Source organism: Streptomyces sp. SID12488 (assembly GCF_010548275.1).
Lineage (GTDB): Bacteria > Actinomycetota > Actinomycetes > Streptomycetales > Streptomycetaceae > Streptomyces.
This window is the reverse complement of sequence record NZ_JAAGLT010000013.1, coordinates 1-19,501: the sequence shown is the minus strand read 5'-3', so window position 1 is coordinate 19,501 and position 19,501 is coordinate 1. Positions and strand designations below refer to the sequence as shown.

12 protein-coding genes, 1 tRNA gene and 1 rRNA gene are annotated in these 19,501 nt (G+C 68.8%); 2 read left to right on the top strand and 12 right to left on the bottom strand.

Annotation, left to right across the window (positions count from 1 at the left end):
- The first annotated feature begins 17 nt into the window (after positions 1–17).
- Positions 18–782: an SDR family NAD(P)-dependent oxidoreductase gene (locus G3I56_RS20705; protein WP_164411038.1), complete on the top strand. Its 765-nt coding sequence runs from the start codon at positions 18–20 to the stop codon at positions 780–782.
- Here the strand turns inward: G3I56_RS20705 and G3I56_RS43970 are convergent.
- The 9 genes from G3I56_RS43970 to G3I56_RS20660 all read right to left on the bottom strand — a co-directional run bounded on the left by G3I56_RS43970 (position 730) and on the right by G3I56_RS20660 (position 15,321).
- Positions 730–1,020 (bottom strand): hypothetical protein, encoded by a 291-nt coding sequence (locus G3I56_RS43970; protein WP_164411036.1) that lies wholly within the window; start codon positions 1,018–1,020, stop codon positions 730–732. The genes G3I56_RS20705 and G3I56_RS43970 overlap by 53 nt on opposite strands.
- A 296-nt stretch (positions 1,021–1,316) precedes the next feature.
- The gene (locus tag G3I56_RS20695) at positions 1,317–1,691 is read right to left on the bottom strand and encodes a helix-turn-helix transcriptional regulator (protein ID WP_164318274.1); all 375 of its coding nucleotides are present in this window, start codon (positions 1,689–1,691) and stop codon (positions 1,317–1,319) included.
- 109 nt (positions 1,692–1,800) lie between these two features.
- On the bottom strand, positions 1,801–2,346 hold the full coding sequence (locus G3I56_RS20690) for a CinA family protein (protein ID WP_164411034.1): 546 nt from the start codon (positions 2,344–2,346) through the stop codon (positions 1,801–1,803).
- Complete coding sequence (gene pgsA, locus G3I56_RS20685; RefSeq protein WP_164411032.1) at positions 2,343–3,182, bottom strand: CDP-diacylglycerol--glycerol-3-phosphate 3-phosphatidyltransferase; 840 nt, start codon at positions 3,180–3,182, stop codon at positions 2,343–2,345. The genes G3I56_RS20690 and pgsA overlap by 4 nt, the downstream gene beginning before the upstream one ends.
- Positions 3,179–4,750, bottom strand: coding sequence for a 30S ribosomal protein S12 methylthiotransferase RimO (rimO, locus tag G3I56_RS20680; protein WP_164411030.1), 1,572 nt, complete (start codon positions 4,748–4,750; stop codon positions 3,179–3,181). The genes pgsA and rimO overlap by 4 nt, the downstream gene beginning before the upstream one ends.
- A 101-nt stretch (positions 4,751–4,851) precedes the next feature.
- Positions 4,852–5,700, bottom strand: a complete 849-nt coding sequence (locus tag G3I56_RS20675) for a helix-turn-helix domain-containing protein (RefSeq protein ID WP_164411028.1) — start codon at positions 5,698–5,700, stop codon at positions 4,852–4,854.
- Positions 5,701–5,970: 270 nt separating this feature from the next.
- The gene (locus G3I56_RS20670; protein ID WP_164411026.1) at positions 5,971–8,697 is read right to left on the bottom strand and encodes a DNA translocase FtsK; all 2,727 of its coding nucleotides are present in this window, start codon (positions 8,695–8,697) and stop codon (positions 5,971–5,973) included.
- A 158-nt stretch (positions 8,698–8,855) separates the two neighbouring features.
- Entirely contained in the window at positions 8,856–9,542 is a 687-nt protein-coding gene (locus tag G3I56_RS20665) for a response regulator (RefSeq protein ID WP_164411024.1), read from the bottom strand.
- 307 nt (positions 9,543–9,849) lie between these two features.
- Positions 9,850–15,321 (bottom strand): HAMP domain-containing protein, encoded by a 5,472-nt coding sequence (locus G3I56_RS20660; RefSeq protein ID WP_343240012.1) that lies wholly within the window; start codon positions 15,319–15,321, stop codon positions 9,850–9,852.
- A gap of 319 nt (positions 15,322–15,640) precedes the next feature.
- Between G3I56_RS20660 and G3I56_RS20650 the strand changes: the two genes are divergently transcribed.
- Positions 15,641–18,388 carry a SpoIIE family protein phosphatase gene (locus G3I56_RS20650; RefSeq protein ID WP_164411020.1) on the top strand — a complete coding sequence of 916 codons (2,748 nt, stop codon included), beginning with the start codon at positions 15,641–15,643 and terminating at the stop codon, positions 18,386–18,388.
- A 58-nt stretch (positions 18,389–18,446) separates the two neighbouring features.
- Here the strand turns inward: G3I56_RS20650 and G3I56_RS20645 are convergent.
- From G3I56_RS20645 to rrf, 3 genes are all read right to left on the bottom strand, one after another.
- Positions 18,447–18,522, bottom strand: a tRNA-Thr gene (locus G3I56_RS20645).
- An 83-nt stretch (positions 18,523–18,605) separates the two neighbouring features.
- Positions 18,606–19,268: a DegT/DnrJ/EryC1/StrS family aminotransferase gene (locus tag G3I56_RS20640; RefSeq protein ID WP_164411299.1), complete on the bottom strand. Its 663-nt coding sequence runs from the start codon at positions 19,266–19,268 to the stop codon at positions 18,606–18,608.
- Between the two features lie 114 nt (positions 19,269–19,382).
- Positions 19,383–19,499: ribosomal RNA gene (gene rrf, locus G3I56_RS20635) — 5S ribosomal RNA — on the bottom strand.
- Between the last annotated feature and the right edge of the window lie 2 nt (positions 19,500–19,501).

The following is a 19,501-nucleotide window of genomic DNA, read 5'->3' as shown; positions in this document are numbered from 1 at the left end:
CCTCGTACCGTCCCAGCATGCCCGTACAGGCGTACGACCTCACCGGACGCACCGCATTCGTCACCGGGGCCGCCAGCGGCATCGGACGCGCATCCGCCGTACTGCTCGCCGAGGCGGGCGCCCTGGTGCACTGCGCCGACCGGGACGCGCAGGGACTGCACGAGACGGCGACCCTGATCAAGGGCATGGGCGGCACGGCCCGTACCCACCACCTGGACGTCACCGACCGGGCCCAGGTCCGGCAGGCCGTGGCCGGGTGCGAGCGGCTGGACATCATGGCGGCGGTAGCCGGGATCATGCACAGCAGCCCCGTGCTGGAGACCCGTGACGAGGATCTCGACCGGGTCCTGGGCATCAACTTCAAGGGCGTGCTCTACGCCTGTCAGGAGGCGGCCCGTCTGATGATCTCCGGCAACACCAGGGGCAGCATCATCACCATGGCCTCGGGCGCCGTCGACACCGGCAACCCCGGCCTGCTCTGCTACGGCGTCGCGAAGGCAGCCGTCGTCCAGCTGACGAAGACGCTGGCCGCCGAGATCGGCCGCCACGGCATCCGCGTCAACGCGGTCGCGCCGGGGTGGATCCGTACACCGATGACCGACCGCCACGACGGCGAGGCTCAGGCGCACACCGAGGCGCTGATGTCCCGGATGGCCCCGCTGGGCCGGGTCGGCGAACCGGAGGAGGTCGCCCACGCGGTGCTGCACCTGGCGTCGGACGCGTCGGCGTTCACGACGGGCCAGATCCTCCGCCCGAACGGCGGCGTGGCGATGCCCTGGTAGACCCGGCACCGACACCCGCACCGGCACGCCCCCGCACCAGCCCCGTGACCCTCACGGCCCGCGCCGCCCGCGCCTTCGGCACACAGTGCACCGGCAGCAGACTCAGCCCCCACCCCCCGGCCGCGACCGCCCCCTCCAGGACTCCCGCGCCGGGCGCCAGCGCGAGCCGCAGGACGGCCCACCACCACACGGCACCGAGCCCCAGCAGCGCCCCCCAGCGAGCTGTCCGCACCGCCATGGCCCACCTCCAGCCCCACGCTAGAACGCCACGCTCACCCGCACACAGGGCGCATCACCGGCACAGAGGCGCACCAATTTCCCAAAGACGGCCGCCGGGGAAATCCGCACGCGCCCGCCACCTCCCCACCATGACCGCCCCACGACCCACCGGCAAACGCACCCGTGGAGGGACCCCCAAGAGTGCGCAGACAGTGCACAGGGCGTGCGCACAAAGCGAAAACCCCGACCGCACTCCTCCGGGTCTCCCCGGAGAAGCCCCGGCCGGGGCTCTCACACACTCAACTCTCGTGCACCTCAGGCGGCGACGACATCCACCGCTTCGGCGGGCGCCTTGATGGTCACCCGTTCCGGTGGCACACCGGCCACCGATACGGAACCCAGCCTGGGACGCACCGGCGTGGGTACAGGTTCGTTGGCCGCAGCAGACTGGGCCAGCTCGGCGAGAGCGAGATCGTCGCTCACTTCCCGCATGAGCTCGGACATCCGTACGTCCAGCGCGTCGCAGATCGCGGACAGCAGTTCGGAGGATGCCTCCTTCTGCCCCCGCTCCACCTCGGAGAGATAGCCGAGTGAGACTCGGGCGGACGAGGAGACTTCGCGCAGAGTACGGCCCTGGCGCTGGCGCTGCCGACGCAGCACGTCACCCAACAGGCGACGGAGCAGAATCATCGGTGGCTCCCTCCTCGGACCGTGTAGCCGCATCCTTCACGCCCCACCGTACCGCCTTGCGCCGCGGCCGTGCGGGGAGCGATGTCGTGTTCACTCAGGGCTGCAAACATCAGGTCCCCCCGTTCTGTTCCGTATCCTGTGCCCGCTCGTTTCCGGTCTGTTCGCCCGCGATCTCCTCCAGGAGGAGTGCGAGTACGCTCCGTACACTCTCCTTACGAATTTCCGCCCGGGAGCCGTTCAACCGCAGCGACGCCACTTTTCCGCCACCTTCAGAACCGGAATCCGCTGTGCGAGGGCCGTCCACGGCCACGAAAACCGTTCCGACGGGCTGCCCGTCCTGTGGTTCCGGGCCGGCTACACCGGTCGTCGCGATACCCCAGTCGGCGCCGAGAACCCTGCGGGCGCCGGCCGCCATCTGGGCCGCGACCTGCGGATCCACCGCTCCTCGGCCGGCCAGCAGCGCGGCGTCGACACCCAGCACCTGGTGCTTCAGTTCGGTCGCGTACGCCGTCACCGCGCCCCGGAACGCCTTGGAGGCCCCGGGCACCGATGTGATCTCCGCCGCGACCAGACCACCCGTGAGGGACTCCGCGACAGCGAGCGTCTCACCCCTCACCGTCAGTAGTTCCACCACGTCGGCGGCCACGGAACTCACCGTTCCGCCTCCATGGACGCGGCCTCGCGATCGGCGATTCCCTGGTTGCGCAGCACAATGGCCTGTCTTACGTAGTCGAGCCCGGTCACCACGGTCAGCACCACCGCCGCGGCCATCACCCAGAACCTCAAGCTGGCCAGCGGCCCCGTCAGCGTCAGCACGTACATCCCGACGGCCACACCCTGCGTGAGCGTCTTGACCTTGCCGCCGCGGCTCGCGGGGATCACGCCGTAGCGGATCACGACGAAGCGCAGCAGGGTGATCCCGAGCTCGCGCCCGAGGACCACGCCGGTCACCCACCAGGGCAGATCACCGAGGGCGGAGAGACAGATCAGCGCCGACCCCATGATCGCCTTGTCGGCGATGGGATCGGCGATCTTCCCGAAGTCGGTGACGAGGTCGTACGTTCGCGCCAGATGACCGTCGAAGATGTCGGTGATCATCGCGACGGCGAAGGCCGCCCAGGCGAGCGAGCGCCATGCCGGGTCGTATCCGCCGTCGGCCAGCATCAGGGCCACGAAGCCCGGCACAAGCAGCAGGCGGATCATCGTAAGGATGTTCGCGATGTTCCAGAGGCTGGCCTGATTGACGGCCGCGGCGCCCAACTTCCCGCCGCGCACCGCCTTCCCAGCCTCCTGATCACCGGAAACCAGGGAGTCGGCAGGGGACCCGGCCGCCCCGGAGTCCACAGCGGCACCGAAGTCCGCGGGGGCGACCGCGGGGGCGACGGCCCCGGTGGCACCCATCGCGCCCGGCACAGCCACCGCAGCCGGCCCGCTCTTGGCGTTCCGCGCGCTAGAGGAGCCGCTCGCTGCGGATGCCGGGACTCCGGTCATCTGGCCGCCTCCTCTGAATGCGAACGCGCGAGCGAGCTGATCGAGCCAGGGAGCAGCTCGGCCAGCAGGTCGACACCTTCCGTACCGACCACTTTCGCCTCGACCATACGACCGACACTCAGCTCTTCGCCGCTCGTGAGACCCACGAAGTCCTCGAAGTTGGTGAACAGCACCTGTCCGTCGGTCTCCGGCGCCTGGTGGGCGCCGCGGCCGTACGCGCCGTCCTCGCCGCCGACCGACTCGACCAGCACGTGCACCGTCTCGCCGACGCGCTCCTCCGCGCGCTGCGAGACCAGTTCCTCGGCGAGCCGCGACACCCGGACGAGCCGCGCCTCGACCACGTCCTCGTCGAGCTTGTTCTCGTATGTCGCCGCTTCCGTGCCGTCCTCGTCGGAGTACCCGAAGACACCGATGGCGTCCAGACGCGCGTGGGTCAGGAACCGCTCCAGCTCCGCCAGGTCGGCCTCGGTCTCACCGGGGAAGCCCACGATGAAGTTGGACCGCACGCCGGCCTGCGGCGCCTTGCTCCGGATGGTGTCGAGCAGCTCCAGGAAACGGTCCGTGTCACCGAAGCGCCGCATCGCGCGCAGCACGTCGGGTGCGGAGTGCTGGAAGGAGAGGTCGAAGTAGGGGGCGACCTTCGGAGTCGAGGTCAGTACGTCGATGAGCCCCGGGCGCATCTCGGCGGGCTGGAGATAGCTCACGCGCACGCGCTCGATGCCGTCGACGTCCGCGAGCTCGGGCAGCAGTGACTCCAGCAGCCGGATGTCGCCCAGGTCCTTGCCGTACGAGGTGTTGTTCTCGGAGACGAGCATGACCTCCTTGACGCCCTGCTCGGCGAGCCACCTGGTCTCGTTCAGTACGTCGCTCGGGCGGCGTGAGATGAAGGAACCGCGGAAGGACGGGATGGCGCAGAAGGTGCAGCGCCGGTCGCAGCCGGAGGCGAGCTTCACCGAGGCGACGGGCGCGCCGTCGAGCCGCCGGCGCAGGGGCGCACGGGGGCCGGAGACGGGAGCGACGCCTTCGGGAAGATCGGCAGGAGCCTCGACCGGTTCCACCGGCCCGGCGACCCGGTCGGCGTCGGTGTCCGTGGCGGCACCGTGCCCCGGAAGAGCGACCCCCGCACCCGCGCCCTGCCGCTCCGCCGGGCTGATCGGCAGCAGCTTGCGCCGGTCGCGCGGGGTGTGCGAGGCGTGGATACCGCCGTTCAGGATGGTCCGGAGGCGGTCCGAGATGTCGGCGTAGTCGTCGAAGCCGAGCACGCCGTCCGCCTCGGGGAGGGCCTCGGCGAGTTCCTTGCCGTACCGCTCGGCCATGCAGCCCACCGCCACGACGGCCTGGGTTCTGCCGTGACCCTTGAGGTCGTTGGCCTCCAGAAGGGCGTCGACGGAGTCCTTCTTGGCGGCCTCGACGAAGCCACAGGTGTTGACGACGGCGACGTCCGCGTCCTCGGCGTCCTCCACGAGTTGCCAGCCGTCCGCCTCCAAGCGGCCTGCGAGCTCCTCCGAGTCCACCTCGTTACGGGCGCAGCCAAGGGTGACGAGTGCGACGGTACGGCGTTCAGGCATGGGCTCAAGACTACTTCGTCCCACTGACACCCCACGTCGACGGGGCTGGCCCCGTGCTGGGCCGGCCCCGTACCTGTGGAACCGTGGGAGCGCGGTACCGCCTAGCCGACCTCGGGGTCGCCCTTCGTGTACGTGAGCCGCTCCACGGCGCCCGGCTGGAACTCGTCCTCGATCTTCTTGCCGTTCACGTACAGCTGGATGGCGCCCGCGTCGCCCAGGACGAGGTTGATCTCCTCGTTGTCCTGGAAGGTCTGGGACTGGCCCTGCTTGAGCAGCCCGTCGAAGAGCAGGCGACCGTTGTGGTCCTTGGCGGAGATCCAGCTGCGCCCGTCCGCGGCGCTCACCTGGACGGTCACCTTGTCGCGCGGCGCCGCCGCGATCGCGCTGTCCGACGGGTCCGGCTTCGGGTCGGCGGGCTTGTCCTTCTTGGGTGTGGCCGAGGCCGAGGCGCTGGCCGTGGGCGTGGAGCCCTCGGCGACCTGCGCCTGTGTGCCCTCGTCACCGCCCTTGACCAGCGTGAAGCCGACGAATCCGATCACGGCGACGATCGCGGCGACCATCGCCGCGGTCCAGTTCGGTCCGCGGCGCTCGGGGCGGATGCGTTCCGCCTCGAACATGGGCGCGGCGGGGGTCGGCGCCGGACGCCCGCCGTGGGCGTCGGCGAACTGCGAGAGCAGCGGTTCGGGGTCGAGGTGGACGGCACGGGCGATGGTCCGGATGTGCCCGCGCGCGTAGACGTCTCCGCCACAGGGGGCGAAGTCGTCCTGTTCGATCGCGTGCACGATGACGATTCGGACCCGGGTGGCGGAACTGACGTCGTCGACGGTCAGCCCTGCCGCGATGCGCGCTTGCTGGAGGGCGCGACCGATCGAAGGGCGGGCTGCTTCCTCCCGATCGTCGCGGTCATCTTCGAACGGACGCTCGTCTTGTGGAGAGTTGCCGATGGACACGGGGGCGCCTTTCGAGCGTTTAGCCACCTGTGCTGGAGGTTCAGTTTAGGGGGGTTCGGAAAGAGTGGGGCAACCGGGCGGACGGACTTTGTACGCCATCGGAATGGCCAGGACACGCCGATGACCAGGTCATGGAGAGGCAAGGATCTGCCGTCTCCCTCAACTTGACGTACGCGGAAGGGAAACGGTTGCTCAATGATCCCTTACGAGTGAGTCACGATCGACCACCCGGTTGCCGCACACACGGACACCCGTTCACCGGACGACTCCCTAGGAGTCAGCCTGCCCACGAATCACCGCGAGCATCTCGTCCAGCCCGTCAGCCTTCACAAGAACGTCACGCGCCTTGGACCCCTCGCTCGGCCCCACGATCCCCCGCGTCTCCATGAGGTCCATCAGCCGTCCCGCCTTGGCGAACCCGACTCGCAGCTTGCGCTGGAGCATCGACGTGGACCCGAACTGGCTACTGACCACGAGTTCGGCCGCCGCGCACAGCAGTTCGAGATCGTCGCCGATCTCCTCGTCGACCTCTTTCTTCTGCTTGGTGCCCACGGTGACGTCGTCCCGGAAGACCGGCGCCATCTGGTCCTTGCAGTGCTGGACGATCACCGCGACCTCGTCCTCGGTCACGAAGGCACCCTGCATACGAGTGGGCTTGTTGGCGCCCATCGGCAGGAACAGCCCGTCGCCCTTGCCGATCAGCTTCTCGGCGCCGGGCTGGTCGAGGATGACACGCGAGTCGGCCAGCGAGGAGGTGGCGAAGGCGAGCCTCGACGGCACGTTCGCCTTGATCAGCCCGGTCACCACGTCGACGGACGGCCGCTGCGTGGCGAGGACCAGGTGGATACCGGCCGCGCGCGCGAGCTGCGTGATGCGCACGATGGCGTCCTCGACGTCCCTGGGCGCCACCATCATCAGGTCGGCGAGCTCGTCGACGATCACCAGCAGATACGGGTAGGGGTGAAGCTCGCGCTCACTGCCCTCGGGCAGCTTGACCTTGCCGTTCCTGATGGCCTCGTTGAAGTCGTCGATGTGCCGGTATCCGAACGCGGCCAGATCGTCGTACCGCAGATCCATTTCCCGTACGACCCACTGGAGCGCCTCCGCGGCCCGCTTCGGGTTGGTGATGATCGGCGTGATCAGGTGCGGGATGCCCTCGTACGCGGTCAGCTCGACGCGCTTGGGGTCGACGAGGACCATCCGGACGTCCTCCGGGGTCGCCCGGACCATGACCGACGTGATCAGACAGTTGATACAGGACGATTTGCCCGAACCGGTCGCACCTGCGACGAGCAGGTGCGGCATCTTCGCGAGGTTGGCCATCACATAGCCGCCCTCCACGTCCTTGCCGAGCGCGACCAGCATCGGGTGGTCGTCCTCGGCCGCGTCGGCCAGCCGGAGCACGTCCCCCAGGTTGACCATCTCGCGGTCGGTGTTGGGGATCTCGATGCCGACCGCCGACTTGCCGGGGATCGGGCTGATGATCCGTACGTCGGGGCTGGCGACGGCGTACGCGATGTTCTTGGTGAGGGCGGTGATCCGCTCGACCTTCACCGCGGGGCCGAGCTCCACCTCGTACCGGGTGACCGTCGGACCACGGGTGAAGCCGGTGACCGCGGCGTCGACCTTGAACTCCATGAAGACGTTCGTGAGGGAGGCCACCACGATGTCGTTCGCCGCGCTGCGGGTCTTGCCGGGGCCGCCGCGCTCCAGCAGGTCGAGCGACGGCAGCGCGTACGTGATGTCCCCGGCGAGCTGGAGCTGCTCGGCGCGCGGCGGCAGGTCGCGCATCGTCTCCGGCGGTGCCTTCGTGAGGTCCGGGACCCCGGCCTTGACCGATTCCGCCTTGAGCTTCTCCTGCTTGGGGCGTGCCCCCGGGACGGGCACGGGCGTCGGGGTCGTCTCCTGGCGGTCGCCGCCCGTGCTCACCCCCTGGGTGAGGTCGGCGACGATCGGCGAGGGCGGCATGCCGTGCAGGACGGCCCCGTCGAGCGCGGCAGCGGCGGCCGCTGCGACGTCCACGGCGTCCATCGGCCGCCCTGGGTCGGGCTGGCGCACCGCGGAGCGCCGGGGGCGGCTCCGGCGCTTGGAGAGCGCCTCCTGCTCGGCGCCGTCCGGGTCGTAGTCCTCGGGGGCGGACCCGCGCCTGCGGGGGCGCCCGGGGAGCGACTCGCGCCACTGGTCGTCGTACCGCTCGTCGTCCTCGGAGAGCCCGTCCTCCTCGGGGTCCCGGAGGATCCCGAGCCGGATCCCGAGCTGCCGCAGCCGCTGCGGAATGGCGTTGACGGGCGTCGCGGTGACGACGAGGAGCCCGAAGACGGTCAGCAGCGCCAGCAGCGGTACGGCGAGGACGTCGCCCATCGTGTACGTCAGCGGGGTCGCCGCGCCCCAGCCGATGAGCCCGCCGGCGTCCCTTATGGCCTGCATGCCGGCACTGCGCGCGGGGGCGCCGCACGCGATGTGGACCTGTCCGAGCACACCGATGACGAGCGCCGAGAGGCCGATGACGATCCGGCCGTTGGCGTCGGGCTGCTCGGGATGCCTGATGAACCGTACGGCGATGACCGCGAGGAGTATCGGCACAAGCAGGTCGAGGCGGCCGAAGGCGCCGGTGACCAGCATCTCGACGAGGTCACCGACGGGTCCGCGCAGGTTGGACCAGGTGCCCGCGGCGACGATCAGCGCGAGGGCGAGCAGCAGCAGTGCCACGCCGTCCTTCCGGTGTGCCGGGTCGAGGTTCTTCGCGCCCTGCCCTATGCCGCGGAACACGGCACCGACGGCGTGCGCGATACCGAGCCACAGGGCGCGTACGAGTCTGTAGATGCCCCCGGTGGGGCTGGGTGCCGGAGGGGGCGCGGTCTTCTTCACCGCCGCTCTCTTGGCGGGCGCCCTCTTCGCGGGGGCTTTCTTCGCCGCGGCCTTCCTCGCCGGAGCCTTCCCGGGCACGGCTGCCTTCTTCGCGGGCGGCTTCTTGGCTGCGGAAGGACGTGAGGCCATGTGTGTGAGGTTACCGGGAGACGCCCGCGGACACGTGTGCCTACTGCTTCACCCGTTCGTGTCGCCCTTGCGTGAGCACGGAACTGACGCGTGCTCACGCGCAACTGCGTTCGGTGTACGGGTGAGTTCTGTGCGGGAAGTGGTGCCCGGTGCGCGGGTCAGTTCGGCGACGGCACCGTGGGCGCCCCGCTGCCGGTGCCCGGTTCGAGCGCGTCCAGAGCCCGGCGCAGGCCGGTCAGTTTGCGTTCGAGATGGGCTGCAGTGGCCACCGCCGCCGCGTCCGCCGACTCGTCGTCGAGCTGTTTGGACAGCGCCTCCGCCTGCTCCTCGACGGCCGCGAGCCGCGCGGACAGCTCGGCGAGCAGACCTGCCGGTTCCTTGGCCGCACCGATCGACGCCTTGCCGCCACCGCCTTCCAGCTGCAGCCGCAACAGGGCCGCCTGCTCCCGGAGTTGGCAGTTCTTCATATAGAGCTCGACGAACACCGAGACCTTCGCCCGCAGTACCCACGGGTCGAACGGCTTGGAGATGTAGTCCACCGCGCCCGCCGCATATCCCCGGAAGGTGTGGTGCGGACCGTGGTTGATCGCGGTGAGGAAGATGATCGGGATGTCCCGGGTCCGCTCCCGCCGCTTGATGTGAGCGGCCGTCTCGAAGCCGTCCATGCCCGGCATCTGGACGTCCAGCAGAATGACCGCGAAGTCGTCCGTCAGAAGTGCCTTGAGCGCTTCCTCCCCGGACGATGCCCGCACCAGTGTCTGATCCAACGCAGAGAGGATGGCCTCCAGCGCCAGCAGATTCTCCGGCCGGTCATCGACCAGGAGGATCTTGGCCTTCTGCACCATGGCCCGCCCTCCTCGCCCCGGCTTGGGGCCTCCCCTGTCCTCAGGACTTGGGGCAGCACCACCCGGCGCCGCCCCAGGGGACGGCTTCCTTGCGCCGCCCGTCCTCGTGCCGGTCATGGTAGCCGCACCCTGCCCGTCGCCACACCCTGTCACCGCGATGTCACTGTGCACGTAGCAGAAACGTAGCGGGAGACCAGAAGGTTCCCCGAATCCCGTACTTCTACACGGCATCGGCCACACTGAGTCAGCAACTCCGTGTGAACACCGGGTGTTCCCGTCCGCGTGACGGAAACACCCAGCTCAACCGTCACTCCTCGCGCATCCACTGCTCCATCACCGACAGCAGGTGATCGGGGTCGACGGGCTTGGTCACATAGTCCGAGGCCCCCGACTCGATCGCCTTCTCCCGGTCGCCCTTCATCGCCTTGGCGGTCAGCGCGATGATCGGGAGCCCGGCGAACTGCGGCATCCTGCGGATCGCCGTGGTCGTCGCGTAGCCGTCCATCTCCGGCATCATGATGTCCATCAGTACGACTGTCACATCATCGTGCTGTTCCAGGACTTCGATGCCCTCCCGGCCGTTCTCGGCGTACAGCACCGACAGCCCGTGCTGCTCCAGGACGCTCGTCAGCGCGAACACGTTGCGGATGTCGTCGTCGACGATCAGCACCTTCTCGCCGTCGAACATGATGCTACGACGCGGCTGTTGCGGAGCCTCCTGCTCCGCGGCCGCCCAGTGGCCGTTGGCCCTGGAGGACGCGTTCAGTTCGGTCACCGACACGGCCCTGCGGCGCCGCCTGAAGAGTGCGGCGGGCCCGCTCTGCGCCTCGTGGTACGACTTCACCTCGGCCGGCGTCTCGATGCCCGCCCCGGCCAGCTCGGCCTCGGAGGCCAGCAGTTCACCGACCTCCAGGGACGGCGCCAGCTGCGCGTAGCCCTGCGGGGGCAGTTCACTCGGGTGCAGCGGCAAATACAGCGTGAACGTCGATCCACGGCCCGGCTCGCTCTGCGCGTGGATCTCACCGCCGAGCAGCCGGGCGATCTCCCGCGAGATGGACAGCCCCAGCCCCGTACCGCCGTACTTGCGGCTGGTCGTGCCGTCGGCCTGCTTGAACGCCTCGAAGATCACCCGCATCTTGCTGGCCGCGATACCGATGCCCGTGTCGGTCACCGAGAACGCGATCATGTCGGCGTCCGCGTCCCGCAGCGAACCCGCCTCCAGCAACTGCTCCCGGATCGCCACCGGGACCTCCGCGCCGGCCGGCCGGATGACCAGCTCGACCGCTCCCGTGTCGGTGAACTTCACCGCGTTGGACAGCAGGTTGCGCAGCACCTGGAGCAGCCGCTGCTCGTCGGTGTGCAGCGTGGCGGGCAGTTCCGGCGATACCCGTACGGAGAAGTCGAGGCGCTTCTCCGCGGTCAGCGGACGGAAGGTGGCCTCCACGTAGTCGACGAGCTGCACGAGCGCGATGCGCGTCGGGGAGACGTCCATCTTGCCCGCCTCGACCTTCGACAGATCGAGGATGTCGTTGATCAGCTGGAGCAGGTCCGAGCCGGCCCCGTGGATCGTCTCGGCGAACTCGACCTGCTTCGGGGTGAGGTTGGTGTCCGCGTTGTCGGCGAGCAGCTTGGCCAGGATCAGCAGCGAGTTGAGCGGCGTACGCAGCTCGTGCGACATGTTGGCGAGGAACTCGCTCTTGTAGCGCATCGACACGGCGAGTTGCTCGGCCCGCTCCTCCAGGACCTGTCGTGCCTCCTCGATCTCCGTGTTCTTGACCTCGATGTCGCGGTTCTGCTGGGCCAGCAGCTCGGCCTTCTCCTCCAGCTCCGCGTTGGACGACTGAAGCGCCTTCTGCCGGTTCTCCAGCTCGGCCGAGCGCTCCCGCAACTGCTCGGTCAGCTCCTGCGACTGCTTCAGCAGCACCTCCGTCTTGGTGTTGACGGAGATGGTGTTGACGCTGGTCGCGATCATCTCGGCGATCTGGTTGAGGAAGTCCTTCTGGATCTGCGTGAACGGCGTGAACGACGCCAGTTCGATGACCCCGAGCACCTTGCCCTCGAACAGCAGCGGCAGCACGATCACCTGCGCGGGCGGCGCCTCACCGAGCCCGGAGGAGATCTTCAGATAGCCGCTCGGCGCGTTCTCCACAAGGATCGTGCGCTTCTCCTCGGCCGCGGTCCCCACCAGCGCCTCACCGGGCCGGAACGAGGTCGGCATGGAACCCATGGAGTAGCCGTACGAGCCGAGCATGCGCAGTTCGTACGCGTTGTCCGGGGCGCTTCCCGGGTCCTTGCCGTCGAGCATCCGCATCGCCAGGAAGAACGCGCCGTGCTGGGCGGTGACGACCGGCGTCAGCTCGCTCATGATCAGCGAGGCCACGTCGTCGAGGTCCCGGCGGCCCTGCATCAGGGCGGAGATACGGGCGAGGTTGCCCTTGAGCCAGTCCTGTTCCTTGTTGGCGATCGTGGTGTCGCGCAGGTTGGCGATCATCTTGTTGATGTAGTCCTGAAGTTCCTGGATCTCGCCCGAGGCGTCCACGTCGATCTTCAGGTTGAGGTCACCGCGGGTCACCGCGGTCGCCACGCGCGCGATGGCACGCACCTGCCGGGTCAGGTTCCCGGCCATCTCGTTCACCGACTCGGTGAGGTCGCGCCAGGTGCCGTCGACGTCCCGCACGCGTGCCTGGCCACCGAGCTGGCCCTCCGTACCCACCTCACGGGCGACCCGGGTGACCTCCTCGGCGAAGGACGACAGCTGGTCGACCATGGTGTTGATCGTCGTCTTGAGCTCGAGGATCTCGCCGCGAGCGTCAATGTCGATCTTCTTCGTCAGGTCACCCTTGGCGATGGCCGTCGTGACCATGGCGATGTTGCGGACCTGGCCGGTCAGGTTGGACGCCATCCCGTTCACCGACTCGGTGAGGTCCTTCCAGGTGCCGGCCACACCGGGCACCCGTGCCTGCCCGCCCAGGATGCCGTCCGTACCCACCTCACGGGCCACCTTGGTGACCTGGTCGGCGAACGAACTCAGCGTCTTCACCATGGTGTTGAAGGTGTCGGCGAGCTGCGCGACCTCGCCGCGCGCCTCGATCGTCACCGTCCGCGTCAGGTCGCCGTTGGCGACGGCCGCCGCGACCTGGGAGATGTTCCGCACCTGGACGGTCAAGTTGTTGGCCATCAGGTTGACGTTGTCGGTGAGGTCCTTCCAGATGCCCGTGACGCCCGACGCGTGGGCCTGGCCGCCGAGGATGCCCTCCGTGCCCACCTCGCGGGCCACCCGGGTCACCTGCTCGGCGAACGACGACAACTGGTCGACCATCGTGTTGACCGTCGTGACGAGTTCGAGGATCTCCCCCTTCGCGTCAACAGTGATCTTCTTCGACAGATCGCCCTTGGCGACGGCGGTCGTGACCTCGGCGATGTTGCGCACCTGGATGGTCAGGTTGTTCGCCATGAAGTTCACGGACTGCGTGAGGTCCTTCCAGGTGCCGGAGACACCCTGCACCTCGGCCTGCCCGCCGAGCTCACCCTCCGTACCCACCTCGCGGGCCACTCGCGTGACCTCCTGGGCGAACGACGACAGCTGGTCGACCATCGTGTTCAGGGTGTTCTTGAGCTCCAGGATCTCGCCGCGCGCGTCCACGGTGATCTTCTGGGACAGGTCACCCCGGGCCACCGCGGTCGCCACCTGGGCGATGTTCCGCACCTGCGCGGTGAGGTTGCCGGCCATACCGTTCACGGAGTCGGTGAGATCGCGCCACACACCGGCGACCCCGGGCACCTGGGCCTGCCCGCCGAGCCGGCCCTCCGTACCCACGTCCCGGGCGACCCGGGTCACCTGGTCGGCGAAGGCCGAGAGTTGATCGACCATCGTGTTGATCGTGTTCTTCAACTCGAGGATCTCGCCGCGAGCGTCGACATCGATCTTCTGGGACAGGTCGCCGTTGGCCACGGCGGTCGTCACCTGCGCGATGTTCCTCACCTGGGAGGTGAGGTTGCCGGCCATGAAGTTGACGGAGTCGGTGAGTTCCTTCCACGTACCGGACACACCGTCCACACGCGCCTGACCGCCGAGGCGGCCCTCCGTACCCACGTCCCGGGCCATCCGCGTCACCTGGTCGGCGAAGCTCGACAGCTGGTCCACCATCGTGTTCACGGTGTTCTTCAGCTGAAGCATCTCGCCGGAGACATCGACGGTGACCTTCTGCGACAGATCGCCGTTGGCCACCGCGGTCGTCACCTGGGCGATGTTCCTCACCTGGCCGGTGAGGTTCCTGAACGCCGTGTTGACGGAGTCCGTCAGGTCCTTCCATGTACCGGCAGCGCCCGGCACCTGGGCCTGGCCGCCCAGCTCACCCTCGACACCGACCTCCCGCGCGACCCGCGTGACCTCGGCACCGAACGCGGACAGCTGGTCGACCATCCCGTTGACGGTGTTCTTCAGCTCCAGCATCTCGCCGGCGACCTCGACGCTGACCTTCTGCGACAGATCACCGCTGGCCACAGCGGTCGTCACGGCGGCGATGTCCCGCACCTGGGTGGTGAGATTCCGGAAGACCGTGTTGACGGAGTCCGTCAGGTCCTTCCAGGTACCCGCCGCACCCGGCACGTTCGCCTGCCCGCCCAGCCGCCCCTCGCCACCGACCTCGTTGGCGACCCGGGTGACCTCGTCCGCGAACGTCCGCAGCGTCTCGGTCATCTGGTTGATCGTCTCAGCGAGCTGCGCGACCTCACCGCGCGCCGAAACCGTCACCTTCTGTGACAGATCACCGTTGGCGACCGCGGTCGTCACCTGCGCGATCCCGCGCACCTGGGCCGTCAGGTTGCCGGCCATGAGATTCACCGAATCGGTGAGGTCCTTCCACACACCGTCCACACCCGGCACCTGCGCCTGGCCGCCGAGCTCACCCTCCGTACCCACCTCGCGCGCGACTCGCGTCACCTCGGAGGAGAAGGACGACAGCTGATCGACCATCGTGTTGACGGTGTTCTTCAGCTCCAGCATCTCGCCGGCCACGTGAACCGTGACCTTCCGGGACAGATCACCCTTAGCGACAGCTGTCGTCACCAGCGCGATGTCCCGCACCTGCGCCGTCAGCCGGTACGCCATCGTGTTGACCGAGTCCGTGAGATCCCGCCACGAACCGGACATCCCGCGCACCTGGGCCTGGCCGCCCAGCTTGCCCTCCGTACCGACCTCGCTGGCCACCCGTGTGACCTCGTCGGTGAATGTCGACAGCTGGTCGACAAGGTTGTTGACCGTGCGCCCGACCTTGAGGAACTCCCCGCGCAGCGGATGCCCGCTGCCCTCTGCGGCCGGTGCCCGCAGCTCCATCCGGGGCGACAGATCACCCTCCGCGACCGCGCTCAGCACCCGGCCGACCTCGGAGACCGGACGCACGAGATCGTCGACGAGCGCGTTCGAGGCGTCGATCGCCACGGCCCACGAGCCCTCGCTGGCACCCGCTTCCAGCCGCTCGGTCAGCTTCCCCTCGCGCCCCACCATGCGCCGTACGCGCGACAATTCACCCGTCAAGTGGAGATTACGGTCGGCCACCTCGTTGAAGACCGCCGAGATCTCCGACATGACGCTGTCGCCGGACACCGTGAGGCGTTTCCGGAAGTTCCCGTCACGCATCGACTCCAGGGCCGACAGCAGCCGGTCCAGAGAAGCGGTGTCCACCTCGGTCGTTCCATTGCGTGGTTTACGCCGGTTACTCAGGGGTTGTCCGCCTTTCGCGCGCGTTTTAGTGGCCCGCGTCGCTGCGCCAGACTCCACTGTGTCCCTCCCGCAGGGGTCGACCGTTACTTCTCTGGGTGCTCTGCTGCCATCAGTCGGGCGTACCCGGATACTGCCAGCCGTGCCTAGACCTTCTCCTGGAGCCTGCCCAGTGTTTCACCCTGTCCGAACCCGGCCATAACAGTTCGGCAGCTTCGCACACCGTCCGCACACTCTGGGGACGTAAACACTGCAGACCTGCATCCGCATGGACCGCGAAGGTAAGTAACCTGGCATACGGCTGTCCAGCCACACCGGTCCGTCCGGTCTGGGCGGTGGCACGACCACGAGCGGGCAGGCATCGGAGGGGCACCGCACCATGACCACCGGACTGCATCCCGGGGAAGCACCCCAGGATCCCCGGCCGACGGGGAACCAGATCCTGCCCCGGCAGGAACGGGTCGGCCCCGGCACCCTGTATGCCGACAACCGGACGAGGAGTTCTGTGATCACCGCGCGCGCGGCCGCCACCTTCGACCCCGTCGGACGATCGGTGGCGACCGCCCGTTCCTTCGTCCGCGACACCCTGCAGGGCTGGGGCTTCGCGGACATCGTCGACGACGCCGTGGTCCTCACCAGCGAACTGGTGACCAACGCGGTCATCCACGCGGGCACCTCCGCTGACGTCCTGTGTCTACGCAGTGACGACGGCATCCGCATCGAGGTGGCCGACCGCTACCCGGAGCGCGAGATCCCCCTCCAGGGTTCGCCCGCCAACATGGGCAGCCCGGACCGGGAGGGAGGCCGCGGCCTCCAGTTGTGCGCGGCCCTGGCCAGCCGTTGGGGCGTCGAGTACACGTCCACCAAGAAACAGGTCTGGTTCCAACTCGACCTCCCGGAACGCGCGATCGGTACCCGTTCCGCGGGCCCGGCCCTCCCCGCCGCCCTCCTCCCGCTGGCCGACGGCCGGGTCCGGGTCGCGGTGATCCAGATCGACCGCGTCGGATCCATCGCCGCATGGAACGAGGACGCCGACGAACTCTTCGGCTACGCACCCGAGTCGGTCATCGGCAAGCCCCTCACCGACCTGGCCGCCTGGCCGCACACTCCCGGCACCGGTACCGGCATCGCCGAGGCCCTCCAACTCTCCCGCTGGGAGGGCAGTTACGGCATAAGGGGCGCCAACGGCCGCGTCATCCCGGTGTACGCCTCACACCTCCGCGTCCGCGACACGGACGGCGAGCCCTCGACGGTGTGCCTCCTCGTACGCGACCACGAACGGGCGGTCCTGCAGACCCCGTTGCGCGGCAGCTCGTCCGACACGACATCGAGCTCCGACGGCCCGAACACCGACCCCTTCGAGGTGTTCATCGGCTCCCCGGCCCCGGACGACCTCGACGGTCTGCTCCAGCGCACGGTGGAGCGCGCCCGCGACATGCTCGACGCCGACTCCGCCTTCCTGCTCCTGGCCACGGACGACGAGACGGAGCTGGAGGTTCGGGCCTCGACAGGTCTGCCCTCCGCCCGCCAGCGCTTCGCCCGCGTCCCGGTCGAGGCAGGCCCCGGCCGCTACGGCTCGGCCCGCATGCCGGCCGTCCACGACGACCTCTCGGCCGTCCCGGGCGCCGTCCCTCTCCTGAGCGGCACAGGCATGCGCTCGGTCGTCACCGTGCCTCTGAAGGTGGAAGGCCGCCTCACCGGCTCCCTGGGCGTCGCCGCCGAGTCCCCAGGCCGCTTCACGAACGAAGAGGCCCTCCGCCTCCAGTTCGCCGCCGACCGCATCGCGTTGGCGGTGGAATCGGCCCGCCTCGGCGAACTGGAACGTCTGCGCCGGGGTTCCCTCAGCTTCCTGGTGGAGGCTTCCGATCTGCTCGCCGGAACACTCGACCGCGACCAGACCCTCGCGCTCATGGCCCAGATGACGGTCCCGACCCTGGCGACCTGGTGCGCGGTCTACACGATCGCCGACCAGGCCTCGGAGCCGTACCTCTCGTACGTCCTGCACGAGGACGAGGACCGCATCGACGGCCTCAAGGCCCTGCTGTCGAAGATCGCCCCGCCGGACCCGGTCCCCACCCCCGGCGCCCGCGTCTGGTCGGCCCCCGCGGCGGCAGCCCATCAGGCCGCCCTGCGTACGTCCATGCGCAGCCTGAGCCTCAACTCGCCCACCTCGGTCGGCTCGGGCATCGGTACAACTCTCGCCACGGCGGCGGCAGTCGGCGGCGAGACGGTCGTCCTCCCCCTGGTCGCCCGCAACCGCGTGATCGGCATGCTCACCCTCGGCAAGCCGACGGACGAACACTTCCGCCAGGAAATCCTGGAACTGGCCGAGGACCTGAGCCGCCGGGCCGCACTGGCCCTGGACAACGCTCGCCTCTACTCGGAACGCACGGCGATCAGCCAGTCCCTCCAACGCAGCCTCCTGCCCCCGGAGTTGCCGCACATCGACGGCGTGGAGGTGGAGGTCATCTACCGCGCGGCCGGCGAGGGCAACGAGGTCGGCGGCGACTTCTACGACCTCTTCCCCATCCGCGACGGCGCCTACGGCTTCGCCATCGGCGACGTCTGCGGTACGGGCCCGGAGGCCGCGGCGGTGACGGGCCTGGCCCGCCACGCACTGCGCCTGCTGGCGAGGGAGGGCTTCGGCGGCCCGGCGGTCCTGGAGCGCCTCAACTCGGCGATCCTCGACGAGGGCGCTCGCAGCCGCTTCCTGACCCTCCTGTACGGCGAGTTGTGGCCCCAGGAGGACGGCAGCGCCGTACTGAAGGTGGTCTGCGCCGGCCACCCCCTCCCGCTCCGCCTGCGCCAGGACGGCACGGTGGAACCGGCAGCCGAACCACAGCCCCTCCTGGGCGTCCTGGAGGACCTGGAGCTGTACGAGCAGACGATCACCCTCGACCCCGGCGACGTCCTCCTCTGTGTCACGGACGGCGTCACAGAACGCCGTGAGGGCACTCGCATGCTGGGCGACGACGGCCTGACGGACGTCCTGAGGACGTGTACGGGCCTGACGGCCGGCGCGGTGGCGGCCCGCATCATGCGCGCCGTGGAACGCTTCGCCTCCGACGCCCCGTCCGACGACATGGCGATCCTCGCGATGCGTGTACCGGGCCGCCAGAAAGACTGACGGCCTGACGCCGGACATGCAGAAGGCCCCGCCCAATCGGGCGGGGCCTTCTGCTGCATGGAGCCCCCCAACGGAATCGAACCGTTGACCTTCTCCTTACCATGGAGACGCTCTACCGACTGAGCTAGGGGGGCCGGTTACCTCTCGAGGTTTCCCCCGTGGCAACGAAAGAGATCATACCCCGAACAGACCCGTGCTCCCAACTACACCCGCGCGATCAGAACGCGGGCTGCAACAGCCCCCCGAGCGAGTTGCACGCGGACACGATCCGCTGCATGTCCCGCTTGGTCAACGAGGCGTCCACCGGCAGCGCCAGCGTCTCGTCGACAGCCAGCTCGGTCTCGGGCAGCGAGACACAGCACCGGAACGCGGGCATCCGATGCACAGGCGCCTTCACCGGCACCCGGCAGTCAACTCCCCTGGCACGCAAGGCCCGAGCGAAGGCATCCCGATCGGGCCGCCCATTGCCGGGCACCCGCACGACGTACTGCTGGTAGGTGTGCCCGTCCCCGTCGTCGGGCGTCCGCACACCCCTCAGCTTCAGATCGAGAAACGCCGCGCGCTGTCGCCGCTGAGCGATCTCGTCGTACGGCGCCTCGGACTCCCCGTGCTGCAGCACCAGAAGCCCGCGCCGCCGCCCGACCTCGATCAACCTCCCCATGTCGGCCGGCCGCCCGAAGCGGTGTACGACAACGACGGCCGCCGTCCGAGGAGTTACGGCCGCCTCGACACCTGACACGTCCAGGCAGTACGTCACCGGATCTATGTCGGCGAACACCGGCAGCGCACCGGCCAGGATCACAGCCTCGGCGACTTCCACGTTCCCGAAGGCCGGCACGACGACCTCGTCACCGACTCCGACGCCGGCGGCCCTGAGCATTGCAGCAGTACTCATGCTCTGGATGTTGGGCGCGAGACGTGAACGCCAAGTAACGCACAACAAAAAAGGGTTGGACCCCGAACCGAAGTTCAGGATCCAACCCTTTCAATATTTGTTCGGCGGTGTCCTACTCTCCCACAGGGTCCCCCCTGCAGTACCATCGGCGCTGTGAGGCTTAGCTTCCGGGTTCGGAATGTAACCGGGCGTTTCCCTCACGCTATGACCACCGAAAC